Consider the following 23,055-nt stretch of genomic DNA (forward strand, 5'->3'; position numbering starts at 1 on the left):
GAACTGACCGCGGGCGGTCCGGGCGCGCTCAGCGTCATCCCGCCGGACTTCGTCGCATACTTCGGCTACCGTCCGAGCGCCGTGGACGGTCTCGTGATCAATCCACGGGGCGATTGCTCCTCGCCGGTCACGCTGCCCGCCGAATTCGATGCCGCGTGCAAGGCTCACGACCTGGGCTACGACCTGCTGCGCTACGCCGACCAGCGCGGCGAGCCGCTGGGGCCGTGGGCGCGTCAAGCCCTGGATGCGACGCTGGACCGGCAGATGCACGAGGCTTGCGCGACCCGGGTGGACTCGTTCTCCCGCGCCCGCTGCGACGCGATGGCGTCGATCGCCAACACCGCTGTCGATTTGAACTCCCGCCGCCAGGACTACGGCGCACCGGTGGTCGAACGCCTGGGAAACGCAGATCCCGATTCGACGGCGAGCTGGAAGCTGCTCGGAGTGCTCGGCGCCGGAATCGCCGGGCTCGGCGCCGTTCTCACCGTGCGCAACCATCGGCGCGGGGTCGCTGTCGGCTCGCCGAATACGACTGGCGTCTCAGGGGTTTGGAGATGACCGCTCCCTTCAGCTCGGCTACCGCGCTGGGCGGTGCCGTGCGCGTAATCCCGCCGCCACGGATCGGCACGACACTCGGGGCAGGGATCGGCGTCCTGGCGTCATTGGCGCCCGGGCTGCTCCCCCGCACACCCGGTGCACAAGCCGTGCTGACCGGGCTCCTCGCGGCGATCACACTCGGCATCGCGGGGACCGCGCGCATCATCCTGCGACGCGTCGATTTCGACATCAACCAGCGTCACGGCTGGCTGCGCCTGCCCCTGCTGATCGCGACGTCGGTGCTGGTCGTGGGCGCGGCGGCGAACGCGGGCCACTGGCAGAACCGGCTGCGCGCGGCGATGGGAGCACCGCGGATCGGAACGGATTACTGGTTGCGGTGCGCACTCGGCGCGGCGCTGATCATCGGGCTGTTCGTCGGCGCCACCCGTTCGATCGCCTGGGCGCTGCGCAGACTCGGCTGGGCGAGGGGAGTCTCGCTGGCCGCGGTCATGGCGATTCTGCTGTATCTGGTCGGCGCACCCGCTGCCGTCGGGTGGCGTGACTCGGTGTACGCCAGCGCCAATGCCGAGCTGGATCCCGGTCTGGTGCAACCGGTTTCGCATACCGGTTCGGCGGTGAGCTGGTCGTCGCTGGGCGCCGAGGGACGCAAGTTCGTCAGCGACGCGCCCGTGCGGGCCGTGCGGGTCTATGTCGGGGTGAACTCCGCGCCGGACCTGGACAGCCGTGTCGCCTTGGCGATTCGGGAGCTGGAGCGTTCAGGCGGCTTCACACGCTCGCATCTGGTCGTCACGGTGCCGACCGGGTCGGGGTGGATCGACGCGAACGCCGTCGCGGGATTCGACCAGCGCTTCGACGGTGACGTGGCGCTGGTCGGTTTGCAGTACTCCTACCTGCCCAGCTGGGCCACGTTCGTGTTCGGCCGCGACGCCGCGGTGACCGCCGCGCGCAGCCTGTTCGCCGCCGTGGAGAACCACCTCGAGGGCCTGGCGCACAAGCCGAAGCTGTATGTGTACGGCCAGAGCCTCGGAGCGCTGGGCGGCAACGCCGTCTTCGCCGACGACGCCGACCAGGACCGCCGAACCTGCGCGGCGCTGTGGGCCGGACCACCGGCCAACCACGTCCACCACGGCGGCGCGACCGTGCTGGCGAATACTTCCGACCCGGTGATCCACTGGTCGCTCACCCAGCTGTGGCGCGCGCCGGACCTCACCGGCGCCCGGGTCGACGCTCCGGTCCCCCAGTGGCTTCCGCTGATCAGCTTCGCGCAGACCACGGCCGACCTGCTCGCCGCGCTCGACGCTCCGCCCGGGCACGGCCACCGCTACGGGTCCGACCAGGGCACCGCCATGGGCGGCTGCTGATCTATCCGGCCCGGCACACCCACAGTCGCCATAGAACGTGTTCTAATTTCTCCATGGCCTTTGTCATCGACCTTGCCGTCGACATCGATGCCCCTGCCGAACTGGTCTGGCAGGTGATCACCGACTTCCCCCGCTACGGCGAGTGGAATCCGTTCGTCTCGGAGTGCCGCAGCTCCCTGGTTCCCGGCGAGCCGATCGACATGCTCGTCAACATCTCCGGTACCAGTCCGCGCAAACAGCGCGAATGGATCCGCTCCCACACGCCCGGCCGTGAACTCAGCTACGCGATGAAGCCGGTTCCCCTGGGCGCGCTGCACAGTCTGCGCTCACACACCGTGACTTCCCTCGCGGACGACCGCACCCGTTACGAGTCGCACTTCGAACTCGGAGGATGGTTGCATCCCGCGGTCGCCGCACTGCTCGGCAAGAATCTGCGACGCGGCTTCGAGGGCATGACCGAAGGCATCCGGAATCAAGCCGAGTCGCTGCGAACCTCCCGATAGGGATCCACTGCGGCACGCCAGGCCACCGGTGCCGGTGCGCGACCGGAGGGTTCATGCGCGCAGATATGCCAGCGCGGCATCCAGGGCCGCGTCGGCATATGACTCGGTGAGCCCGCCGAGACCCAGTGACCACCTGGTTTGGATCGGGCCGAGCAGCAGATCGATCGCGAGGTCCAGATCCAGGCCGGCGCGGAGTTCACCCGCATCGACGGCGGAGGCGAGCCGGTCGGCGATGGCCGCGCGCTGCGGTAGCAAGAGGCGTTCGCGGTAGGTGGCGGCCAGCTCCGGGTCCTGCTGAATCTCGATGTACAGGGCGCGAAGGAAGGATTCGTACGCCGGGTCGGTCAGCGCGGCGATCGAACCGCGCAGCAATTCGCGCAGATCGGCGGCGATGTCACCGGTGTCAGGAAGGGCGAGCCCCGCGGGGCCGGAGTCGGATTCGAGCATGGCGTCGAAGACGACCGCCCCCTTCGACGGCCACCAGCGGTAGATGGTCTGTTTGCCGACACCCGCACGGGCCGCGATGGCTTCGATGGTCAGTTTCGCGTAGGGCAACTCGCGGATCAGTTCGGCGGCAGCGGTGAGAATCGCGGCGCGGGCCCGCTCGCTGCGCCGCGCGGCGGTGGGTGTGTCGGGCATGCCGCCACCCTAGCAGTCAGCGAGACGAAACGTCTCGTCTTGACAAGACCAGCCCAGCTCGGCATAGTCGCAAACGAGACGGAGCGTCTCGCCACGAAAGGATCTTCCGTGACCAGAACCTGGTTCATCACCGGCGCCAACCGCGGACTCGGCCGGGCGTTCACGACCGCCGCGCTCGCCGAGGGCGACCGTGTCGTCGCGACCGCACGCAACCCGGAGTCCATGGCCGGGCTCGCCCACGACCGGCTCACCGTGCTGCCCTTGGACGTTCGCGATCGGGAGCGCGTGATCGCAACGGTGGACAAGGCGTTCACACTGATGGGCACCATCGACGTGATCGTGAACAACGCGGGCTACGGCCTGGTCGGCGCCGTCGAGGAGCTGACCGAAGCCGAGATCCGCGCTCAGATGGACACCAATTTCTATGGTGCGCTCTGGGTTTCGCAAGCGGCGGCACCGCATCTGCGCGCTCAGGGCTCCGGGCACATCGTGCAGATCTCCACGGTCGGCGCCGTGGGCAGCCTGCCGCTGTTCGGCTTCTACAACGCGAGCAAATGGGCGTTGGAAGGTTTCAGCGCCGCACTCGCTGACGAACTGCGTCCGTTCGGCATCCGGGTCACCCTGGCCCAGTTGGGCGGCTTCGACACCGACTGGGCCAAGTCGAGCATGCGGTTCGCCACCGGCATCCCGGCCTACGCGGACCTGCGCAGCACGATCCTCGGCGTGCCGGATTATCCGACCGGCGCACCCGCCGCCACCGACGTCCCGCCGACGGCGCATACCGAACCCGTCCCGGCAGACGATCCGGGCGAATCCGCTGCTTCCCGAGACGAATCAGCGACGGATGCCGACGCGCCCGGCACCGAATCCGAGTGGATCGAGGCGCCACCGGAAGTCGGCGCCGCGGGCCTGATCGCGCTCGTGAACATGCCGAATCCCCCGCTTCGCAAGATCATCGGCCCGGGCGCGCACCAGATGGTGTCGATCGCACTGGACCAACGACGCCAGGACTACGAGACCGACCCCGAATTCACCTGGCCCGCATAGGTGCGGCTGCTGCCGCGCTCAGCCTCGCAAAGCTGCTCGGTTCTCGCTCCTTGCGTGAGGAACCAAGCGGCTCTGCGAGGACAGTGCGTCAGGCGATGGGACCGCGCGCGGCTTCGTAGGCCGCGCCCACCCGGTAGAGGCGGTCGTCGGCGAGCGCGGGGGCCATGATCTGAAGGCCGACGGGCATGCCATCGTCCTGGCTCAGCCCGGACGGGACCGACATGGCCGGGTGCCCGGCCAGATTGGTGGGCAGGGTGCACAGGTCCGACAGGTACATGGCCAGCGGGTCGTCGACCTTCTCACCCAGCTTCCACGGGGTGAACGGGCTCGTCGGCGAGACGAGCACGTCGACCTGCTCATAGGCCTTGTCGAAGTCGCGGGCGATGAGCGTGCGCACCTTGAGCGCCTGGCCGTAGTAGGCGTCGTAGTACCCCGCCGACAGCGCGTAGGTGCCGATCATGATGCGCCGCTTGACTTCCGGGCCGAACCCGGCCGCGCGCGTGGCCGCCATGACCTGCTCGGCGCTGTGCTGCCCGTCGTCGGCGACGCGCAGGCCGTAGCGCATGGCGTCGAACCGCGCCAGGTTCGACGACACCTCCGACGGCATCACCAGGTAGTAGGACGCCAGCCCGTAGTCGAAGTGCGGACAGGACACTTCGACCACCTCGGCGCCGAGATCCTTCAACACCGCCACCGCGGCGTCGAACGAGGCGAGCACCCCGGGCTGGTAGCTGTCGGAGTGCAGTTCCTTCACCACACCGACTTTCACCCCGCGCAGATCGCCCTGCGCCCCCGCGCGGGCGGCGGCCACCACCGGCGGCACCGGCACATTGCGGGACGTGGAATCGCGCGGGTCGTATCCGGCGATCACCTCGTGCAGCAGCGCGGCGTCCAGCACCGTCCGGCCGCACGGACCGCCCTGGTCCAGCGAGGACGCGCAGGCGACCAGGCCGAAGCGCGACACCGTGCCGTAGGTCGGCTTGGTGCCGACGGTCGCGGTGACGGCGGCGGGCTGGCGGATCGACCCGCCGGTGTCGGTGCCGATGGCCAGCGGCGCCTGGTTCGAGGCCAGCGCGGCCGCGGAACCGCCGCCCGAGCCGCCCGGGACGCGGGTGGTGTCCCACGGGTTGCGCGTGGGTCCGTAGGCCGAGTTCTCGGTGGAGGAGCCCATCGCGAACTCGTCCATGTTGGTCTTGCCGAGGATCGGGATGCCCGCGGCGCGCAGCTTCGCGGTGACGGTGGCGTCGTACGGCGACATCCAGCCTTCGAGGATCTTCGACGCGCACGTGGTGGGCATGTCCGTGGTGGTGAATACGTCCTTGAGCGCCAAGGGAACTCCGGCCAGCGGCGAGGCGGGTGCGGCGCCCGACGCGATCGCGGCGTCCACCTCCGCCGCGGCCGCCAGCGCCTGCTCCGGCGCGATGTGCAGGAAGGCGTGGTATTCACCGTCGACCGCGGCGATCCGATCCAGATACGCCCGGGTGACCTCCACCGAGGACAGTTCGCCGCCGTGGATCTTGCCGGCCAGCTCGGCCGCCGACAGTGTGGTCAGGTCCATTATTCGCCTTCTCCCAGGATCTGCGGCACCATGAACCGCTGCTCGTCCACCGCGGGCGCGCCGGACAGCGCCTCATGCGGGCTCAGGCCGGGCACCACTTCATCCGGGCGGGTCACGTTGGTCGCCGGATTCGGTGAGCCGGTGGCCGGGACGTCGGCGGCGGCGACCTCGGAGATGGTCCGCACGTGGCTCAAGATCGAATCCAGCTGTCCGGCGAACTGATCCAGTTCGGCGTCGGACAAGGCGAGCCGGGACAGCCGGGCGAGGTGTGCGACCTCGTCACGGGAGATGGCGGGCACCGCGGGACCCCTTTCGGCTTCGGTTTCAACAGGTCACACCGGCTCCGCTCGAAGCGGACGGCGAGGCATCCATGCAATGCAATAGCATTGCGTCTATACGACAAACCCATAGCTTAATGGCGCAGCCGAACGTGGTCCGTGGCAGCCCGGACGTAGCCGAGCCAAGGCGAGGCATCCGCCTGATCACCGGCGAGGGCCGACCCATCCGGCCCCGAGGCTTCGCCCGGCTGGGGTTCGCGGACCCGATACGTCCGGGCGGACCGTCCGTGCCGAGCAGGCACCTGGCAACCACACCGGCATCACGACACGAATGCCGCAAATAGCCCGACACGCCGCCTGCGCTCGAATCTTCCCCGTGGCGTGTGTCACTGGAGGCACTTCGACTCGATAACCGGCCCGTAGGGGTGTAATTATTGCGTTACCCGGGTATCCGTTCAGAACCTCGGCCGCCCAAGGAAAGGACCGCACGTGTCGTATCTACTCCGCGTGCAACTTCCGGATCGACCGGGAAGCCTCGGCGCACTCGCTCTCGCGCTCGGCTCCGTCGGCGCCGATATCCTGTCGCTGGATGTGGTGGAGCGCGGCGCAGGCTACGCCGTCGACGATCTGGTCGTCGAGGTGCCCGCGGGCGCGCTGCCCGACACCCTGATCACCGCCGCCGAATCGATCGGCGACGTACACGTGGATTCCATCCGTCCCTATTCCGGCGTGCTCGACACCCACCGCGAACTCGAACTCATCGATCATGTCGCCAGCGCCCGCGACGACCGGTTGCAGGTGCTGGTCGACGGGGTGCCGCGGGTGCTGCGGGTCGGCTGGAGCACGATCATCGACGTCGGCCCGCACGGGGCCTACCGGGTGGTCGGAAGCCCGAGTGCGCCGCAGACACAGGCGGGTTCGGCACCGTGGATGCCGCTGGAGAAGCCCACCACGCTCGATCCCGAGGCCGACTGGGTGCCGCAGATCTGGCGCGATATGGACACCAAGCTGGCTGCCGCCCCGCTCGGCAACACCGGCAAGGTGCTGCTGCTCGGCCGGCCGGGCGGCCCCGACTTCCGCCCCTCCGAAGTGGCCCGCCTCGGCTACCTCGCCGGCATCGTCGCAACCGTCCTCGGCTAGCCCTTCTCATGCACCGAGTGGCACATCGCTGAGGCAAAACGCGAGAATGCCCTCCCTGGTGTGCCACTCGTCGCCATGCCTCGCGCCCGTCACGAAGGTCGTTCCGGATGTGCTCGGTTGAGCGGGAGTCGTAGGACGTGTAGCGGGTCGCCCAGACTGGTGCGCCAGTCCCGGCTGGGGACCGGGAGGAAGCCGAGGCGGTCGTAGATCCGGCGGGCCCCGACCATGGCGGGCATGGTCGTCAGCGCCACGGCAGCGAATCCTTCCGCTCGGGCCAGCTGGATCACGCTGCGCACCAACGATGTTCCGGCACCGAGACCGCGCGCCGACTTCGCCACAGCGAGCATGCGCAGTTCCAACTCCCCCGGCAACGCGGTCTCCGCGTAGGGAGTGCCGGGACGCGCGACGGTGAGGGAGCCGACGATCCGACCGGCGTGAGTGGCTACGAGGATCCGAGTGGAAGCCGCGCGCCGCGCCGGATAGGCCAACTCCTCCACGTATGGGCTGCCGGCCCGGACGAAACCCTCGCCGACGTAGACCTCCACCGTCAGCTCGCCAACGGCGTCGTACTCCTCCTGCGTCGCCGTCCGGACGACGACGCCGGTCTCCCGCACATCCATAACCGCATGATGCCACCGGCCGTAGCGGGGGCTACGTCACGTCCGGCTGGTTCGCTCGACCCGGCTCCGCCCGACCACCGATACGCCTGCCCGGCAAGCGCTCGACCCGTCACTCAGCCGGGCTGGGAGATCTGCCACCGCTCGGGTTTGCCCGCGGGATAGACAACGGTGAGCAGATCGCCGATTTCCGGCCAGGAGCCGGTGTCCCAGGTGAAGCGGCCGTAGACGACCGTGCCCGGCACCGACGGGCCGGTGAGGTTGCCCGTGATGGTCACGTACTGCTCGCCGGGGAGGTCCGGGCGCGGGCTCACCCCCGTGATGTACAGCGTCCCCTGCTCCGGGTTCGCCGGCCGGACGCCCATGCGGCCACGAAGGGCGAACACGATCATCGACGCCAGCACGGCGGTCAGGATCACCAGCGAGGCGAACTCCAGCATGCCCCCATGCTAGGTCGGCGCTAGACCGGGGCGAGCTCGCTGGTGCCTTCGCCGGTGCGACGAACCTGCCAGACCGCGGTGCGGGTACGTTGCGAGCGCCCGTTGCCCCGATCGATCAGCGCGCGGTTGCTCGTGGTGAAGATCAACTGCGCGCCGCGGGAATTGGTCTCCGGATTCTGGAACAACTGGATCAGCCGGTCGGTCTCCTCGGCAGGCAGGCACGCGCCGATATCGTCGACGGCGAGGACGCGGCCCTCGTCCAGCGCGTCGAGCATGGCCGGTAGCACCCGCAGCAGCGACAGCGTCGCCGAGGATTCGTCGCGGATCTCGAACGGGTTGGGAATGCCGTCGTGGACCAAGCCGAGGCCGACGCCGCGCCGGGCCACCATCCGCGCGTACAGGGCGTCGCGCGCGGCCTTCAGGTTGGTCAGCTCACGGTCCAGCAGGACGCCGGTGAGGCTGTTGTCGCGCAGCAACTGGTCGGCGTAACCGGGCGAGGTGGCGCACAGCTCGATCTGCTTGGCCAGCCCCGCGATGTCCGCGTCCAGTTCGCGCAGGTAGTCGGCGTACAGCGGGTCGTGCTCGGCGATCAGCAGATCGGTGATGCCCAGCTCGGCGGTGCGCAGCAGCATCAGCAGGCGGGCCGCGTTCTCCGGCGATCGGGACAGGTGACTGCCCAGCCGGTGGGCGATGGCGTTCGGGTCGAGTGGGCCGTGCTGGACCTCGAGCATGGATTCGAACCAGCGGTAGGCGGGCACGAGCGCGTCGGAGTACATCTGGCCGGCCAGGCTGAGCAGCAAGGCGTTCGGGCGGACCAGCGGCACCAGCGCGGCGATGCCGTAGCGAGCCGCCTCGAACATCGGGCCGATCTTGATCTGGTCCCCGCTGCGCTCGAACACGATCCGCTTGCGCGAGCGCGGATGGGTGTGCAGCCATTCCGCGCTCACGTCGGCGTTGTCCAGCCGGAACCCGTAGGTGTAGGGCACGCCCTCGGCGACGAACGCGGCCACGAATTCCGAAGGCCGATCCGGGAACCCGAGATGCGGCGCCCGCACCGGCCCCGCGTACGGGTCCCACCCGGTGACCGAGTGCAAGACCGCGCCCCGCATCTGCGCCAGCCCATCGATCAGGTTCGTCTTGCCCGCCGCGGCGCCACCGTGAATGGCGGTCACCGGCACGGCCACCGGCCCGCTCCCCTTGGTGAACCGCAACTCCTGCTTGTCGGCCAGCGATCTGTGATTGGTCACCTGAAAACTGCGCAGCATGCCGCCATACTTCCGTCTGCGCCCCGATGCGGCGACACCAGGCCGGTGGTACCCGCGATCCGTCGGCGAGCAGGGTCGCGAAGTGGGACACGCGCCAGGAGCTCGCACACTGACTCACCAACACGCGAATCCCTCCTGGACCCCCGAGAACTGATCATGACCGCGACCTGGCAGAACAAGTCTGCGATCGATGGCTCGGCGCTCGGCGGCACGGTACGGTGACGCCATGACCGAGGCTTCGATCGCCTACCGCTGGACCCGCAGCGAGTTCCTACGCGCCTGGGAAGCGGAAGCGTTCGACCATCGCGTCGAACTCATCGAGGGGGAGGTATGGCCGGTGGTAATCGGAGACTGGCACGGGTTCACAGTGGGCCGAATCATCGCTCGTCTGCCACGTGTTGACGTGGAGGTGACCACGGCAGCGCTACCCACCGGTGACTCACTGCCCGCCCCCGACTGCTGGGCGCTGCGTTCAGGCGCCGAACCTGTGGACACGGTCGGCACCGAACTGTCTGCTTGGACCGCGTCCGACGTGCTGCTCGTCGTGGAAGTCTCCGACGAAGCGATGGCACAGGATCTCGGTCGCAAAGCAGTCCTGTACGGCCGCGCCGGATATCCGGTCTATTGGGTCGTCACTACGGACGCGATCCATGAGTACACAGAGCCGACGTCGCAGGGCTACCGCACTCGGACCAGCTACTGGCCCGGTGACCGCATCCCGGTGCATTACGCGGGCACCGAGCTCGCCGTGGAAGAGCTGCTGTCCTCCCGATAGCGGGCACCTATCCCCAGGACAACTGCGGTGATAGCGGGTTAGCATGCCTGCACGCTGCGTCTTTTGCCGCGTACTGCCGAAGTTGTTCGATGGGATGAGGGTATCGATGGGATCGACGGTTCGTCGTCTTGTGGTAGGAAGCTCCGCCGTGGCCGCGCTCGCGCTGGGCTCGCTGGTCGTGGCGCCGGACGCGGTGGCCGACGCGCCGTGTCCGGACGGCACCGCGCGCGTGTTCCTGGCCGACAGCACGAATACCTGCCAGGGCGGCGGGACGGTCAGCTACGACCCCGCGGTGTCGAAGGTGTGCTCGACGGCGACCGCCGACGTGACCGCCGAGGCCACGTTCAAGAATCGGCGCGGGAAACTGATCACCCAGAAGCTCGACCTGAGCAGCGGCCGCTGTGGACGGTTCGACATCGCAGGACAGCTGAGCGCCACCGTGACCGTCAGCTGAGCTGCTTGCCGGCGCTGAACAGCAAAGCGCTGTCGCCGAACTCGTGCCACAGATAGCCGGTGTCCACCGCCACGTCATAGGCGGCGGCGACGGTTCGCTCACCCGCCACGGCGACCAGGAGATCCAGGTGTGACGCGCCGGGAGCGTGCCATCCGGTGATCAGACCGTCGACCACCCGAGCCTGCCGGTCTGTCCCGAGCACGAGATCGGTCCAACCGTCGCCCGCGTGCACCAGACCGGAGGAGTCGGCGGCGGTCTCCAGCGCGCGCGTCACCGTCGTTCCCACCGCGACAATGCGTCCACCAGCGGCTTTGGTGGCGTTCACGAGTCCGGCCGTCGCGGCGGGGACCGCGAACCGTTCCGGGCTCGGCGGCTCCCCCGACTCCGGTGAGGAAACGCCCGTGTGCAGGGTGACCGGCGTGAGCGCGACGCCCGCGGCGATCAGATCCAGCACCAGACGCTCGGTGAACGGACGTGCCGCACTGGGCATTTCCGCGCTGCCCGGGATCCTGCCGAACACCGTCGAGTAGTAGGACGCCGACCACCGCTGCGGCACATACGAATAGGTGATCGGATGCCCGTGCGCAGCCAGCAACAGGGGCACGTCGGCGGTGATTTCCGCGATCCAAAGCCGCCGCGCACCGGGCAACCACGGTGCGCACAGGGTTGCCGTGGCGCCCGGAAGTCGCAGCACGTCCCCTGGCACGAGCCCCTCCGCCGGATAGGGGGTGCGCTGCGTGGTGCGCACCTCCACTACCCAGCGGCCGTCGTCCAGCCAGGTGGAGAAGTGCAACACGACCGGCTCGCCGTCCCGCGTGGCGTCGACCGCCGAGGACATGGTGGCCGAATTGTTCACCACCACCAGGTCGCCCGGGCGCAAGTGGCCCGGTAGTTCCCGGAACCGGGCGTGGGTCAGCTCGGAATCGGCGACGAGCAGCCGGACCTCGTCCCGCGCAAGGCCTCGCGCCTCGGGCGGGGCGGCGGCGTCGCGCTCCCGGGGCAGGACGAAGGACAGCCGCTCGGCCTGTACCGTCATGACAACCGTCCGACCGCGAAATCCGCTGCCGCGTAACGCCCGCTCTTGGGCTTCTCCGCCAGCAGCCGCAGCAGAGCGGGGACCACCGTCTCCGGTTCCGGCCGATCCGAGATGTCGACGCCCGGGAACGCCGCCTGATGCATCTCGGTGCGCATATCGCCGGGATCGAACGCGTAGATCGACAGCTCCGGACGCTCCGCCGCAAGGATCGCCGTGAGCTGATCGAGCGCGGCCTTCGACGAACCGTATCCGCCCCACTCGGGATAGGGCTCCACAGCCGCGTCGGAGCTGATGTCCACCACGCTGCCGCCGGGGCTGAGCAGCGGCAGCGCGAACTGCAGGATCGCCAGCGGCGCAATGACATTCGTGCGGAACACGCGCTCGAGCTCGTCGAGCGGGTAATCCGCGAGGCGCGGCAGCGGACTCGGCCCGAGCCTGCTGGCGTTGTTCACCACCAGAGCGAGTCCGCCCGCGCCGCGTGCCGCGCCGGCCAGCCGGGCACGATGGGCCGGGTCGGTGACGTCGCCGGGAACCGCGACGAAGTCCGTCCCCAGCTCGGCGGCCACGGTCGCCAACCGGTCGGCGCGACGCGCGGTGCCGAGCACCTGCCATCCCTGCCCGATCAGCGCCCCCGCGAGCGCCGAGCCGAATCCGGCCGATGCGCCGGTGATCAGAGCGGTCGGACGAGACATGATGACCTCCTGGTAGTTCGTCCTACCGATCGATCCTCATACCTCAACGTATCTTCAGGTCAAGCGCCGGGTCACTCCTCGGCCGCGGCGTCTTCGGCGGCCGTCTCCGGCGCCACCGCCTCGGGGCCACCCTCCAGCAGCCGCCGGAACCCGTTCTCGTCCAGGATCGGCACCCCGAGTTCCTCCGCCTTGGCGGCCTTGGATCCCGGCGCATCGCCGACCACCACGAACGCGGTCTTCTTCGACACCGAGCCCGCCGCCTTGCCGCCGCGCAGCAGGATGGCCTCTTTCGCGCCGTCGCGGGTGAAGCCCTGTAGCGAGCCGGTGACCACGATGGACAGGCCCTCGAGTGTGCGTTCGATGGATTCGTCGCGCTCGTCTTCCATCCGCACACCCGCGGCCCGCCACTTCGCGACCACCGCGCGATGCCACTCGACGGTGAACCATTCCGACAGGGCAGCCGCGATGGTCGGGCCGACGCCGTCGGCGGCGGCCAACTCCTCGACCGAGGCCTGCTCGATGCGATCCAGGCTGCCGAACTCGGCGGCCAGGGCACGCGCCGCGGTGGGTCCGACATGCCGGATGGACAGGCCGACCAGAACCCGCCACAGCGGCCGGTCCTTGGCGGCGGCCAGGTTCTCCAGCAGCCGTTTGCCGTTGGCCGACAGGCTGCCGCTCTTGTTGGCGTAGAGCGACGTGGTGAGCAGCATCGCCTCGTCCAGATCGAACAGGTCGCCCTCGTCGGTGATTGCACCGGACTTCAGCAGATCGATCGCGCCCTCGTAGCCGAGCGCCTCGATGTCGAAGGCGCCGCGGCCTGCCACGTGGTAGACGCGCTCACGCAGCTGTGCCGGGCAATACTGCTGGTTCGGGCAGCGGATGTCGGCGTCGCCCTCCTTCTCGGGCCGCAGTTCGGTGCCGCATTCGGGGCAGTGCGTCGGCATGACGAACTCGCGTGCGTCCTCGGGGCGCGCGTCCACCACCGGGCCGAGCACCTCGGGGATCACATCGCCTGCCTTGCGGATGGTGACCGTGTCACCGATCAACACGCCCTTGCGCTTGACTTCGGCGGCATTGTGCAGGGTGGCCATCGCGACCGTCGACCCCGCCACGGACACCGGCTCCATCACCGCGAAGGGCGTCACCCGGCCGGTGCGGCCGACGTTCACTTTGATGTCCAGCAGCTTGGTCGTCGCCTCTTCGGGCGGGTACTTGTAGGCGATCGCCCAGCGCGGAGCCCGCGAGGTGGAGCCGAGACGGCGCTGCAACGCGGTCTCGTCGATCTTGATCACCTGGCCGTCGATCTCGTGCTCGATGTCGTGCCGGTGCTCGCCCCAGTAGGCGACCCGCTCGATCACCGCGTCGATGCCCTGCACCAGCCTGGTGTGCTCGGACACCGGCAGGCCCCACGCGGCCAGCGCGCGGTAGGCGTCGTATTGCGAGGTCGGCGTGTAGCCCTCCATGCGGCCGAAGCCGTGGCAGATCATCCGCAGCCTGCGCCGCGCGGTGACCGACGGGTCCTTCTGCCGCAGCGAACCGGCGGCGGTGTTGCGCGGGTTGGCGTAGGGCGGCTTGCCCTCGGCCACGATGGCGGCATTGAGCGTCTCGAAATCCTCCAGCCGGAAGTACACCTCGCCGCGGACCTCCAGCAGCTCCGGGATGGGGAACTCGTCGCTGGGCGTCAGCTCGCCGGGGATGTCGTCGATGGTGCGGGCGTTCAGCGTCACGTCCTCGCCGGTGCGCCCGTCGCCGCGGGTGGCGCCACGGACCAGGCGCCCGTTCTGGTAGACGAGGTTCAACGCGACGCCGTCGATCTTGACCTCGCAGAGGTAATGCAGGTCCGGCCCGGTCTCCGCCTCCACCCGGGCGGCCCAGGCGCGCAGCGCGTCCAGATCGAACACGTTGTCCAGCGACAACATCCGCTCGAGGTGGTCGACCGCCGAGAAATCGGTCGCGAATCCACCGCCGACGAGTTGGGTCGGCGAATCGGGCACGAGCAGGTCGGGGTGCTCGTCCTCCATGGCCTCCAACCGCCGCAGCAGCGCGTCGAACTCGCCGTCGGAGATGATCGGCGCATCCCGAACGTAGTAGCGGAACTGATGCTCGCGCACCTCGTCCGCGAGCCGCTGCCACTCCACCCGCTGCTCCGGCGTCGCCGGGGCCGCCGCACTGTCGCTGTCACTCACCCAACGCACATTAGCCGAGCCCACCGACAGGAAACCGCCGTGTTCCCGCACGTCGCCGCCCTGGACAGCCGGAAATCCGAACGGTTCGTTTCCACCGGGAGCCGCGGCCGACCACCCGCCACCCGAGCGTCCGCGCCGCCTGAGATGTCCGCCTAGGACCGCTAGTCTCGGACGATGACCGACCCGGGGGCAATCGAGGAATCCGCATCGCTCGCGTTGGCGCGCCGGTTCCTGAATCGGACAGTGGACCTGACCTTCGACCGGCCTTATGGCAGCCACCACCCGACGTGCGGATTCCGCTACCTGGTCAACTACGGATACGTGCCGGGCACGCTCGCACCGGACGGCAAGGAACTGGATGCCTACTATCTCGGTCCCGCAGAGCCGTTGAGCTCAGCGCACGGGATCTGCATCGCGATCGTCCACCGGTGGTACGACGATGACGACAAACTGGTCTTCATCCCCGACGGCAGCCCTGCCCTCGATGACGCCGCGATCGGCGCCGCGGTCGAATTCCAGGAGACGCCTGGGCACTACATCATCGTCAGGCAGTAGTCCGAAACCCCGGCTGGATTCGCGGTTGCGTCGCATTCCACCCACACCGTGGCCGGCAGAACCTCAGGAGAACGAAAGCTCTTCCGGCTCTTCGGCATACGCCCGCGCGACCTCGCTGGTGAGACGGAGGGCGCGGCGACCCCACTCCAGCGAGCCGCCCGCCAAACCGCAGGCGGGACTGACCGCGACCCGCTGCGCCAGCGTGCGACGGGCGAAGCCGAGCCGGTCGATCAGCCGGACACCCGGCTCGGCGTAATCGCGCCAGGTCCCGCGCGTAGACGGTAGGCGAGTCGGAACGACGCCGAGCACCAATTGCTTGCCCGCTTCTAGGGTTTCCCCGATTTCGTCGAGTTCTCGGGTGCCGATGGTGTTCAGGTCGAAGCCGATTGCGGCGGCGGCGCTGCGGCGCAGCAGGCCCAGCGCGGGTGGCTCGGCGCAGGTGTGCACGAGCACCGGGGCGGACTGGCCGGTGATCACGGAGTCCAAGAGGGCGAGCGCTTCCGGCTCGGGCAGCGCGCGCACGGTGTTCAGCACGCTCACGCCCGAGAGCGAGCCATCGAGCACGGCGGTCGCGGATGGTTCGTCCAGTTGCAGGACGACCTGCGCGCCGAGCCGCTTGCGGACGTCGGCGACATGCCGGGCGAGTCCCTCGGCCAGCGACTCGGAGAGGTCGCGCACCGCGCCGGAATCGGTGAGCACACGATGTCCGCCGGGCAGCTCGACCTGGGCGGCCAGGGTCAGCGGGCCCGCCGCCTGCACCTTGACCACGCGGTGGCGGCCGGACAAACCGGCGTTCTCCCATGCTTCCTCGAGCGCGTCCAGGTCGGTGCGTAGGAGGTCGTGGGCGCGCCGCGAGACCGCTCCCGGGCGTGGCGCGAGCCGGTAGCCCCGCGGCGTGGTGTCGAAACGCAGATCGACCAGTAGCGCGGAGGCGCGCCCGATGAGGTCCGCGCCCGCGCCGCGATCCGGCAGCTCCACCAGGTGCGGCAGCTCGCCGAGTTCGCCGACGATGGTGGCGGCGGCTTCGCGCGGATCGACACCCGGCCAAGAGCCGACCCCGGTGGCGATTCCGCCCAATATGCGCAGGGGTTCGGTCACCGCGCCCGGCTCACCGTATTGCGCCACGCCATCCGTGCCGGTCTCGTGCACCGCTGCCGTACTCCGTCCGTTCGATTCCGCCATTACCGGACTCCGCCGCCCCGGAAGTGTCACCGGTCTCCGCGTTCCCCGTCACCGCACCGGCGGACGACGGCACCGCAGACCTGCCGCACAGCGGCCAGGTGCGGATCACCGCGCCGCCTCGGACCTCGCGTCGCTGGTGACTCGCTCGCGCGCCGTGGCGGAGATGGTCCCGCTGCCGATCACCTCGTCGCCCGCCGGATCCGGACGGTAGAGCACCACGGCCTGACCTCGCGCGACACCGGTCAGGGGCTCGCGCAACTGCACGACCAGACCGTCGCCCACCGCCTCGGCCACCGCGGGCGCGGTGCCGCCGTGCGCACGCACCTGCGCCACGCAGTCGATCGGGCCCGCGGGTGCCGAACCCGAAGTCCAGATGGCGCGCTCCGCCTCGACCGTCCAGACGCGCAGGTCCTCGGCCGAACCGACGCGGACCGTGCCGGAGTCGGGATCGATGCCGGTCACGTACCGCGGCTTTCCGTCGGCGGCGGGCCCCGGCAAGCCGAGCCCCTTACGCTGGCCGATGGTGAACCCGTGCACGCCCTCGTGCTGCCCGAGCACCTGGCCCTCGGCATCGACGACCGCACCGGGCCGGATGCCGATCTTCGCGCCGAGGAAGGCGCGGGTGTCACCGGAAGGGATGAAGCAGATGTCGTGGCTGTCCGGCTTGTTCGCGACGGCGAGCCCGCGCTCGGCGGCCTCGGCGCGAATCTGCGGCTTGGGGGTGTCGCCCACCGGGAACATCGCGCGGGAGAGCTGCTGCGCGGTCAGCACCGCCAACACGTAGGACTGGTCCTTGTCGGCGTCGACGGCGCGGCGCAGCACACCGCTGTCCAGACGCGCGTAATGCCCGGTGACCACCGCGTCGAAGCCCAGCGCCACCGCACGGTCGGCCAGCGCGGAGAACTTGATCTTCTCGTTGCAGCGCAGGCACGGGTTCGGCGTCTCGCCCGCCGCGTAGGCGGCCACGAAATCGTCGATCACGTCCTCCTTGAAGCGATCGGCGAAATCCCAGACATAGAAGGGGATGCCGAGCACGTCGGCGGCGCGCCTGGCGTCACCGGCGTCCTCCTTCGAGCAGCAGCCGCGCGCCCCGGTGCGCAGCGTGCCCGGTGTCGCCGACAGCGCCAGATGCACGCCGACCACCTCGTGACCGGCGTCGACGGCACGCGCCGCCGCCACGGCCGAATCCACACCACCGCTCATCGCAGCGAGTACCCGCATCAGACACCTCCTCTCGCACCGGCCAGACCCGCGGCCTTGGCCCGCTGCACCACCTGCGGCAATACTTCCAGCAACGCGTCGACGTCGGCGCGGGTCGAGGTGTGCCCCAACGAGAAGCGCAGCGACCCGCGCGCCTGCCACGGTTCGACGCCCATGGCGATCAGCACATGGCTCGGCTCGGCCACGCCCGCGTTGCACGCCGAACCGGTCGAGCATTCGATCCCGGCCGCATCCAGCAGCATCAGCAGCGAATCACCTTCACAGCCCGGGAAAGTGACGTGCACGTTGCCGGGCAGGCGACGCTCGCCGACCGGTCCGTTGAGCACCATGTCCGGGGCCGCAGTGCGGATACCCTCGATCAGCGTCTCCCGCAGTGCGACCAATTCCGCCGTGCGCATGGGCAATTCGACCGCCGTCTGACGCAGTGCGGCGGCCAGCCCGACGGCAGCAGCCGTGTCCGAGGTCCCGGAGCGCAGGTCGCGCTCGTGCCCGCCGCCGTGCAGCAGCGGCACGCACGGCACACTCCTGCCCAGCAGCAGCACGCCCACACCATGCGGGCCGCCGACCTTGTGCCCGGCGAAGCTGGCCGCGGACAGGCCGCTGGCGCCGAAATCGATCGGCAACTGGGCGGCCGCCTGCACCGCGTCGCTGTGCATGGGCACTCCGAACTCCTGGGCGACGGCAGCGAGCTCGCCGATCGGCTGCACCGCGCCGACCTCGTTGTTCGCCCACATGATGGTGACAAGCGCGACGTCGTCCGGGTTCGCGGCGAGCGCGGCGCGCAGCACAGCGGGCGCGACCACGCCGTCGGCGTCCACCGGAAGCCAGCTGACTTCCGCGCCCTCGTGCTGCTGCAACCACTCCACGGCGTCGATCACCGCGTGATGCTCGATCGCGCTGGCGATGATCCGGTTGCGGCGCGGCTCGACGTCGCGGCGCGCCCAGAAGATGCCCTTGACCGCCAGGTTGTCGCTCTCGGTGCCGCCGGAGGTGAAGATGACCTCCGAAGGCCGGGCGCCCAGATCGGCGGCGATCGACTCGCGCGCCTCCTCCAGCACCCTGCGCGCGGCGCGACCCGAGCCGTGCAGCGACGACGCATTACCCGTCGTGCGCAGGGCAGCCGTCATCGCCTCGATGGCCGCGGGCAGCATCGGTGTGGTGGCCGCGTGATCGAGGTAGACCGTCTGGGGCGCCGCACCGTTGACCGGACCCGAAAATGCCGACTTCATGACCGATAAAGCCTATCCCACCCTGACCTGCGCACCTTGGGCCGTCCTGCGGCCCGCTTCGATTTACCCACGATTCGCAACCCGCTGACTACCTCCTGGTATTCCCGGGGTCCTGGCCGCGGAGCCACCGGTGGCTGCAATCTCTTGGCGCCGCCGAGCGAACACGGCCTCGATAGCAGCATCGAACGGATCGAATCATCGCTATCCGGCCTCGACGATCGTGCCGCCATCCTTCGTCGTTGACATCCGCTCCACTGCAAATTATCTTTGCTGTCAAATCCAATTACCTTTGTCAGCAAAGTTATTTCTCCGTTCGTGCCACACCGCGCGGCACGGTCACCTCACAGCGGAGGACGGCATCGTGGCGAATCCGAAAACCGACACCATGGAGATCACGCGGTTACGCAGTTCGTCGCCGCCGTCGCACCAGAACGGCTCGACGAGCTCAACGCGCATTACGCCCCGATCATGAGCGCTCACCGGCTGGGCGAGCACATCCAGCGCGCCAACGGCACCCATCCCGGGCGCCCGTTCGCCGACCACGCCCGAGACGCGCTGGCACTGGTCCGGTCCCTGCCCGACGCCGAGCCCGCGGTCACGGACGCCGCGCGACTGATCGTGCGCTATCACGAACTCAGCACCGCCTCGGGCCGCCGCGATTTCGCCGCCGAAGCCGCGGACGCGGCCCGCCGCATCGCCGACTGGCACCAGAACACCGGCCATCGCATCGTGTACTGGGAAGGCGCATCCAACACGGCGGTCGCCGAGCGGCTCGAACTCGTCGCGATGTCCCAGCAGTTCCCGACCACGGGATTCCTGCTGCGAACGAGGTTCGGCACCGGCTACCTGTCGATTGCGGTCACCTTCCACGCAGGCGAGCTGCGCCCGAATCTCGCCGCACCGGCCCCCTCGGCCGACTTCGCCGACTCCGCGCTCGACCTCCCCGAACACACCGGCTACCTGCTGGACCTGCGGACAGCACCGGCAGGCCCGGTACGCCGCTGGCCACACCGACCGACCCGCCTGCGGCTCATCATCGGCACCTACGATCCGGCCCACGACACCGACCACTACATCGCGGGCGCCGGCCTTGGGGACTGGTTCGACATCCTGCTGCGAATCCGCACCATCACTCCGACGCACCCGCTCGGCGCCCCGCACTGACCCGGTCCTGCGACGAGCGCCATGCGCGAGCGCGTACCCGCACGCCGTCGTCGCGGTCGCCACCCCGGAAGCGTGGCGAATCCATCCACACCTATTGAATGAACCGTTAAATAGCGGTACGTTATTTAACGTATTGATCGCGGCCCGGGTGGATGCGGGAAATGGCTATCGAGCCGGGAGAAGCAAGCGGTCATCCGTCGAACGACAGAGGAATTCCCATGCACCCAAGCACCCGCCACCCCGGACGGACGCGACGTGTGCTGGCGCGCGCCGCCGCGGCGTCGATGCTGGCCTTGATGCCGATCACCGCCGTCGCCGTGCCCGCGCTGGCCGACCCGATCGTGCTGGAGCCCGCCGACGATCTCGACGCCGTGCACGGCCGCCCGGGCCACGGCCACGGCAGGCACGGCCACGACAGCTGGAACCGGGGTCGCCATAACGACTGGAACCACGGGCGCCACGACGACTGGTTCCGGGGCCGGGACCGCGACCGGGACCGCCGCCACCGTCACCGTCACGACGACTGGGACCACGGCAGGCCCGGCTGGCACAACGGCTACCGGCCGCCCACCGGAAGCGGGTTCTGAGCCCGTTCCACCAGTTCTGGAGCGAGCCGACACTGTGCGGCTCGCTCCAGAACCGCCTCGACAGTTGAGTTGTCCTCGGACGCGAACGCAGCCTGTTTGCCAGGATCGTCGGGGTGAGGGCGCACAACTGGGCTCCACTGTCTAGCAAGCTTCTGCGGTCTAACCATCTACACCACGGATATTCACGTTCGGGCGCGCGCTGCGCGCCCTCGCACGACCCAGATACGCAGAGGGCGCAACCCCGGTGAATCGCCGCGTCGATGGCCGCCCAATTGCGACCGATCGCCTCTGTAGTGCGACCTGCGCATTCGCCGCGAACGAGCGTTCGCCACGCGCCGAGGCAAAATGCGATGCGGCTGCTTGCGCACGCAGCAACAGTAAACGGCGCTCCGGTCGGCCGACCGCCTATCGCGCCCCAGCGGTGCTGCGCCGACCGCGCAGCGACGGGATGCGTCGCGGCCTGCGAACCTCCGGCGCGTCGGCCATGACGGACGGGTCCTGTACCCGGGTGTGCCTCGCCTCGATCCACACCGTGTCGTCAAGCGCGCCATGTCGCGACAGTTCGGCCCCGCGCACGGCTGCCTCGCAGCGCCGCGCCAGCTCACGCCGGTCCGAGCCGGGCTGCTGCACCGGTTCGAGTACCACCTCGGCGGTCATGCCGCGCGATTGGAGTATGCGCCGCGCGGACGAGGCGAAGGTGTCCTCGCCGACGAACGCGGGCACCGTGCACGGCACGCCGTGCCGGTCCAGATAACGCAACCGCACCGGCTGCACCGCGGCGCCGGTGTCCACCGCCGCTTGGAACAGCGCGGGCCGCATGGTGCCGTAGGCGCGGCCACACCACGTGGTGCCCTCCGGGAAGATGCCGATCCGCTCGCCCGCGGCCAGCCGCGCGCCGACCGCGCTCACCACGCCGGGCAATTCCCGCAGGCTCTCCCGCTCGATCGGGATGACCCGCATCAACTTCGCAAGCTTGCCGAGCAGCGGCCAGTCCAGCATGTCCGCGCGGGCGACGAAGCCGAGCGGCTGCACCGAGGCCAGCGCGACGATGTCGGTCCAGCCGATGTGCCCGGTGACGACCAGCACGCCGCGGTCGGGCACGCCGTAGCGAGCCGGCGCGAGCGCGGCGCCGCCCTCATCGGCGACGCCGTGCTCGTCCGCGGCCGCCCGGTTGTCGACAATGCGCAGTCGCATGCCGAGACAGCCGAGCAGCAGGCGCGCGTACCCGCGCTGGATGAGTTCACGCTTGCCGCGCGGCGTCATCACGTGCGCGACCGGGTAGGTGAGTAGCAGTCCGGCGACCCCGGCCAGCCGGGCGGCCACCCGCCGCGCGCCGACCGTGTCGATCGAATCCAGGCAACCGGGACCGCAGGGGCTCGAGGGCATCCACGCGTGCGCGGCGGAAACGGCGGGTGGCGCGTCGAAGACCACGGTTCTCACCGTCCCCCGTCGAAGGTGGCCGCGGCATCCCGTAGCCGGTTGAGGTAGCGGGTGTTGATGGTGTCCAAGCCGAGCAGGACGACGAAATCGGCGACCGCGAAGTCGGGGTCGTGCGCGGGTTCGCCGCAGATCTCCGCGCCGAGCCGCAGGTAGCCGCGCACCAGCGGCGGAAGCTTCGGGCGCGACGGCGGGGCGAGCTCATCGAGCGTCTTCCCGTCGACGATCACCGGGTGGTACGGATGCACCCGGCGCTCCGGGTCGGAGGCGTGGCGGCCGAGCAGCATGTCGCGCACGCCGCGCACGTTCACGCCGGGCGGGTCGGCCGGGGTGTCCTGCATCGGCACCGACACGCAGCCCATCACCCAGTCGTAGCCGGTGAGCTGGATGTAGTGCAGGATGCCCGCCCACATGAGGGTGAGCACCGATCCGTTGCGGTGGTCGGGCACCACGCAGGCGCGGCCCATCTCCACGATCCGCATGCCTTCCGGATCCAGTTGGGCCAGATCGAATTCCGTCGCCGTGTAGTACCCGCCCGCCGCGGCGGCCTTGTCCGGCGGCAGCATTCGGTAGCAGCCGACGAACTCGCCGCTGGCGTCGTCCCGCACCAGCATGTGGTCGCAGTGCTCGTCGAAACGGTCGGCGTCGAGTCCGGTTCCGTTGTCCGGGATCTGGAAACCCGGCTCATTGGCGAACACGCCGTAACGCAGCCGCTGCGCGGCGACCCGGTGCTCGAGGTCGGAGGAGACCACCAGCGAGTAGCGCGACCGTTCCTCCCCGGAGCCCGACGGTCCAGCCGGGGCGGTCAACACGGACGAAATAGTCATATCCATTATGAAGCCAGCCCGACAATGCGTCCCAGCAACCTCGAAGTGTCGCCTCGATGCCGGTTGGGTGAACGAGACGGCAGTCACACCAACCGTTCACCGAACGGTTCCGCCGCGTTCGTCCATCCGCATGACAACCGCATCCGACATGCGGTTTATCGCGCGCCACTGTTTATGCCACGGCGATTCCCGCCTCCCGCGACAACATCGGCCCGGCCCCTGTTTTCGAGCGAAGCGAGACCGAGCATTCCCCGTTCGCGGCCCGGCTCGCGTCCGAGCGGCCGACGCGCAAGCGACGAAGTCG

At 69.5% G+C, this 23,055-nt stretch carries 24 protein-coding genes; 10 read left to right on the plus strand and 14 right to left on the minus strand.

Annotated elements, in window-relative coordinates:
- From NA4_RS41430 to NA4_RS18930, 3 genes are all read left to right on the plus strand, one after another.
- A partial coding sequence (locus tag NA4_RS41430; protein WP_174552967.1) for a hypothetical protein occupies positions 1-558 on the plus strand: 558 nt, incomplete at its 5' end.
- The gene (locus NA4_RS18925) at positions 555-1,919 is read left to right on the plus strand and encodes an alpha/beta-hydrolase family protein (RefSeq protein WP_067471309.1); all 1,365 of its coding nucleotides are present in this window, start codon (positions 555-557) and stop codon (positions 1,917-1,919) included. The genes NA4_RS41430 and NA4_RS18925, both read left to right, overlap by 4 nt.
- Before the next feature lie 53 nt (positions 1,920-1,972).
- Positions 1,973-2,422, plus strand: coding sequence for an SRPBCC domain-containing protein (locus NA4_RS18930; RefSeq protein WP_067471311.1), 450 nt, complete (start codon positions 1,973-1,975; stop codon positions 2,420-2,422).
- A 51-nt stretch (positions 2,423-2,473) separates the two neighbouring features.
- Here NA4_RS18930 and NA4_RS18935 read toward each other — a convergent pair whose 3' ends face one another.
- Complete coding sequence (locus NA4_RS18935; RefSeq protein ID WP_067471312.1) at positions 2,474-3,061, minus strand: TetR/AcrR family transcriptional regulator; 588 nt, start codon at positions 3,059-3,061, stop codon at positions 2,474-2,476.
- A 108-nt stretch (positions 3,062-3,169) separates the two neighbouring features.
- On the opposite strand from NA4_RS18935, the gene NA4_RS18940 reads away from it, so the two are divergent.
- Positions 3,170-4,108 (plus strand): SDR family NAD(P)-dependent oxidoreductase, encoded by a 939-nt coding sequence (locus NA4_RS18940; protein WP_067471313.1) that lies wholly within the window; start codon positions 3,170-3,172, stop codon positions 4,106-4,108.
- A gap of 88 nt (positions 4,109-4,196) precedes the next feature.
- On the opposite strand, the gene gatA is transcribed toward NA4_RS18940, so the two are convergent.
- Positions 4,197-5,666 (minus strand): Asp-tRNA(Asn)/Glu-tRNA(Gln) amidotransferase subunit GatA, encoded by a 1,470-nt coding sequence (gene gatA, locus NA4_RS18945; RefSeq protein ID WP_067471314.1) that lies wholly within the window; start codon positions 5,664-5,666, stop codon positions 4,197-4,199.
- A complete protein-coding gene (gene gatC, locus NA4_RS18950) occupies positions 5,666-5,965 on the minus strand; it encodes an Asp-tRNA(Asn)/Glu-tRNA(Gln) amidotransferase subunit GatC (protein ID WP_067471316.1) in 300 nt (99 codons plus the stop codon). The genes gatA and gatC overlap by 1 nt, the downstream gene beginning before the upstream one ends.
- Positions 5,966-6,433: 468 nt before the next feature.
- On the opposite strand from gatC, the gene NA4_RS18955 reads away from it, so the two are divergent.
- On the plus strand, positions 6,434-7,084 hold the full coding sequence (locus NA4_RS18955; RefSeq protein ID WP_067471320.1) for an ACT domain-containing protein: 651 nt from the start codon (positions 6,434-6,436) through the stop codon (positions 7,082-7,084).
- Between the two features lie 89 nt (positions 7,085-7,173).
- Here NA4_RS18955 and NA4_RS18960 read toward each other — a convergent pair whose 3' ends face one another.
- The 3 genes from NA4_RS18960 to NA4_RS18970 form a co-directional block, all read right to left on the minus strand.
- A complete protein-coding gene (locus NA4_RS18960) occupies positions 7,174-7,704 on the minus strand; it encodes a GNAT family N-acetyltransferase (RefSeq protein WP_067471322.1) in 531 nt (176 codons plus the stop codon).
- Positions 7,705-7,817: 113 nt separating this feature from the next.
- Positions 7,818-8,141 carry a hypothetical protein gene (locus tag NA4_RS18965; protein ID WP_067471324.1) on the minus strand — a complete coding sequence of 108 codons (324 nt, stop codon included), beginning with the start codon at positions 8,139-8,141 and terminating at the stop codon, positions 7,818-7,820.
- 20 nt (positions 8,142-8,161) lie between these two features.
- Positions 8,162-9,388: an AAA family ATPase gene (locus tag NA4_RS18970; protein WP_245671477.1), complete on the minus strand. Its 1,227-nt coding sequence runs from the start codon at positions 9,386-9,388 to the stop codon at positions 8,162-8,164.
- Positions 9,389-9,632: 244 nt separating this feature from the next.
- Here NA4_RS18970 and NA4_RS18975 point away from each other — a divergent pair, with 244 nt between their 5' ends.
- Positions 9,633-10,181, plus strand: a complete 549-nt coding sequence (locus NA4_RS18975) for a Uma2 family endonuclease (protein WP_067471335.1) — start codon at positions 9,633-9,635, stop codon at positions 10,179-10,181.
- Positions 10,182-10,287: 106 nt separating this feature from the next.
- Positions 10,288-10,635 (plus strand): hypothetical protein, encoded by a 348-nt coding sequence (locus NA4_RS18980; RefSeq protein WP_157129125.1) that lies wholly within the window; start codon positions 10,288-10,290, stop codon positions 10,633-10,635.
- Here the strand turns inward: NA4_RS18980 and NA4_RS18985 are convergent.
- The 3 genes from NA4_RS18985 to ligA all read right to left on the minus strand — a co-directional run bounded on the left by NA4_RS18985 (position 10,628) and on the right by ligA (position 14,549).
- Positions 10,628-11,671 carry an S-adenosylmethionine:tRNA ribosyltransferase-isomerase gene (locus tag NA4_RS18985; RefSeq protein ID WP_067471344.1) on the minus strand — a complete coding sequence of 348 codons (1,044 nt, stop codon included), beginning with the start codon at positions 11,669-11,671 and terminating at the stop codon, positions 10,628-10,630. The two genes, NA4_RS18980 and NA4_RS18985, sit on opposite strands and share 8 nt — an antisense overlap.
- Positions 11,668-12,363, minus strand: a complete 696-nt coding sequence (locus tag NA4_RS18990) for an SDR family NAD(P)-dependent oxidoreductase (protein WP_067471347.1) — start codon at positions 12,361-12,363, stop codon at positions 11,668-11,670. Before NA4_RS18990 ends, NA4_RS18985 begins: the two co-directional genes overlap by 4 nt.
- A gap of 71 nt (positions 12,364-12,434) precedes the next feature.
- On the minus strand, positions 12,435-14,549 hold the full coding sequence (ligA, locus tag NA4_RS18995) for an NAD-dependent DNA ligase LigA (RefSeq protein ID WP_067471391.1): 2,115 nt from the start codon (positions 14,547-14,549) through the stop codon (positions 12,435-12,437).
- Between the two features lie 174 nt (positions 14,550-14,723).
- On the opposite strand from ligA, the gene NA4_RS19000 reads away from it, so the two are divergent.
- A complete protein-coding gene (locus NA4_RS19000) occupies positions 14,724-15,104 on the plus strand; it encodes an inorganic diphosphatase (protein WP_067471350.1) in 381 nt (126 codons plus the stop codon).
- Between the two features lie 63 nt (positions 15,105-15,167).
- Here NA4_RS19000 and NA4_RS19005 read toward each other — a convergent pair whose 3' ends face one another.
- The 3 genes from NA4_RS19005 to NA4_RS19015 form a co-directional block, all read right to left on the minus strand.
- Positions 15,168-16,202 (minus strand): methionine synthase, encoded by a 1,035-nt coding sequence (locus NA4_RS19005; RefSeq protein WP_067471393.1) that lies wholly within the window; start codon positions 16,200-16,202, stop codon positions 15,168-15,170.
- Between the two features lie 189 nt (positions 16,203-16,391).
- A complete protein-coding gene (gene mnmA / locus NA4_RS19010) occupies positions 16,392-17,507 on the minus strand; it encodes a tRNA 2-thiouridine(34) synthase MnmA (protein ID WP_067471353.1) in 1,116 nt (371 codons plus the stop codon).
- Positions 17,507-18,736 carry a cysteine desulfurase family protein gene (locus NA4_RS19015; RefSeq protein ID WP_067471356.1) on the minus strand — a complete coding sequence of 410 codons (1,230 nt, stop codon included), beginning with the start codon at positions 18,734-18,736 and terminating at the stop codon, positions 17,507-17,509. The genes mnmA and NA4_RS19015 overlap by 1 nt, the downstream gene beginning before the upstream one ends.
- Positions 18,737-19,051: 315 nt before the next feature.
- On the opposite strand from NA4_RS19015, the gene NA4_RS19020 reads away from it, so the two are divergent.
- Together NA4_RS19020 and NA4_RS19025 are read left to right on the plus strand one after the other, a co-directional pair.
- A complete protein-coding gene (locus NA4_RS19020) occupies positions 19,052-19,900 on the plus strand; it encodes an erythromycin esterase family protein (RefSeq protein WP_169811066.1) in 849 nt (282 codons plus the stop codon).
- A 218-nt stretch (positions 19,901-20,118) separates the two neighbouring features.
- A complete protein-coding gene (locus NA4_RS19025) occupies positions 20,119-20,487 on the plus strand; it encodes a hypothetical protein (RefSeq protein WP_157129126.1) in 369 nt (122 codons plus the stop codon).
- Positions 20,488-20,892: 405 nt separating this feature from the next.
- Here the strand turns inward: NA4_RS19025 and NA4_RS19030 are convergent, their stop codons facing one another.
- Positions 20,893-21,927, minus strand: a complete 1,035-nt coding sequence (locus NA4_RS19030) for a lysophospholipid acyltransferase family protein (protein WP_245671479.1) — start codon at positions 21,925-21,927, stop codon at positions 20,893-20,895.
- Positions 21,924-22,751 (minus strand): GNAT family N-acetyltransferase, encoded by an 828-nt coding sequence (locus NA4_RS19035; protein WP_067471398.1) that lies wholly within the window; start codon positions 22,749-22,751, stop codon positions 21,924-21,926. Before NA4_RS19035 ends, NA4_RS19030 begins: the two co-directional genes overlap by 4 nt.
- Positions 22,752-23,055: the final 304 nt, after the last annotated feature.

Source organism: Nocardia amamiensis NBRC 102102 (assembly GCF_001612745.1).
Classification (GTDB): Bacteria; Actinomycetota; Actinomycetes; order Mycobacteriales; family Mycobacteriaceae; genus Nocardia; species Nocardia amamiensis.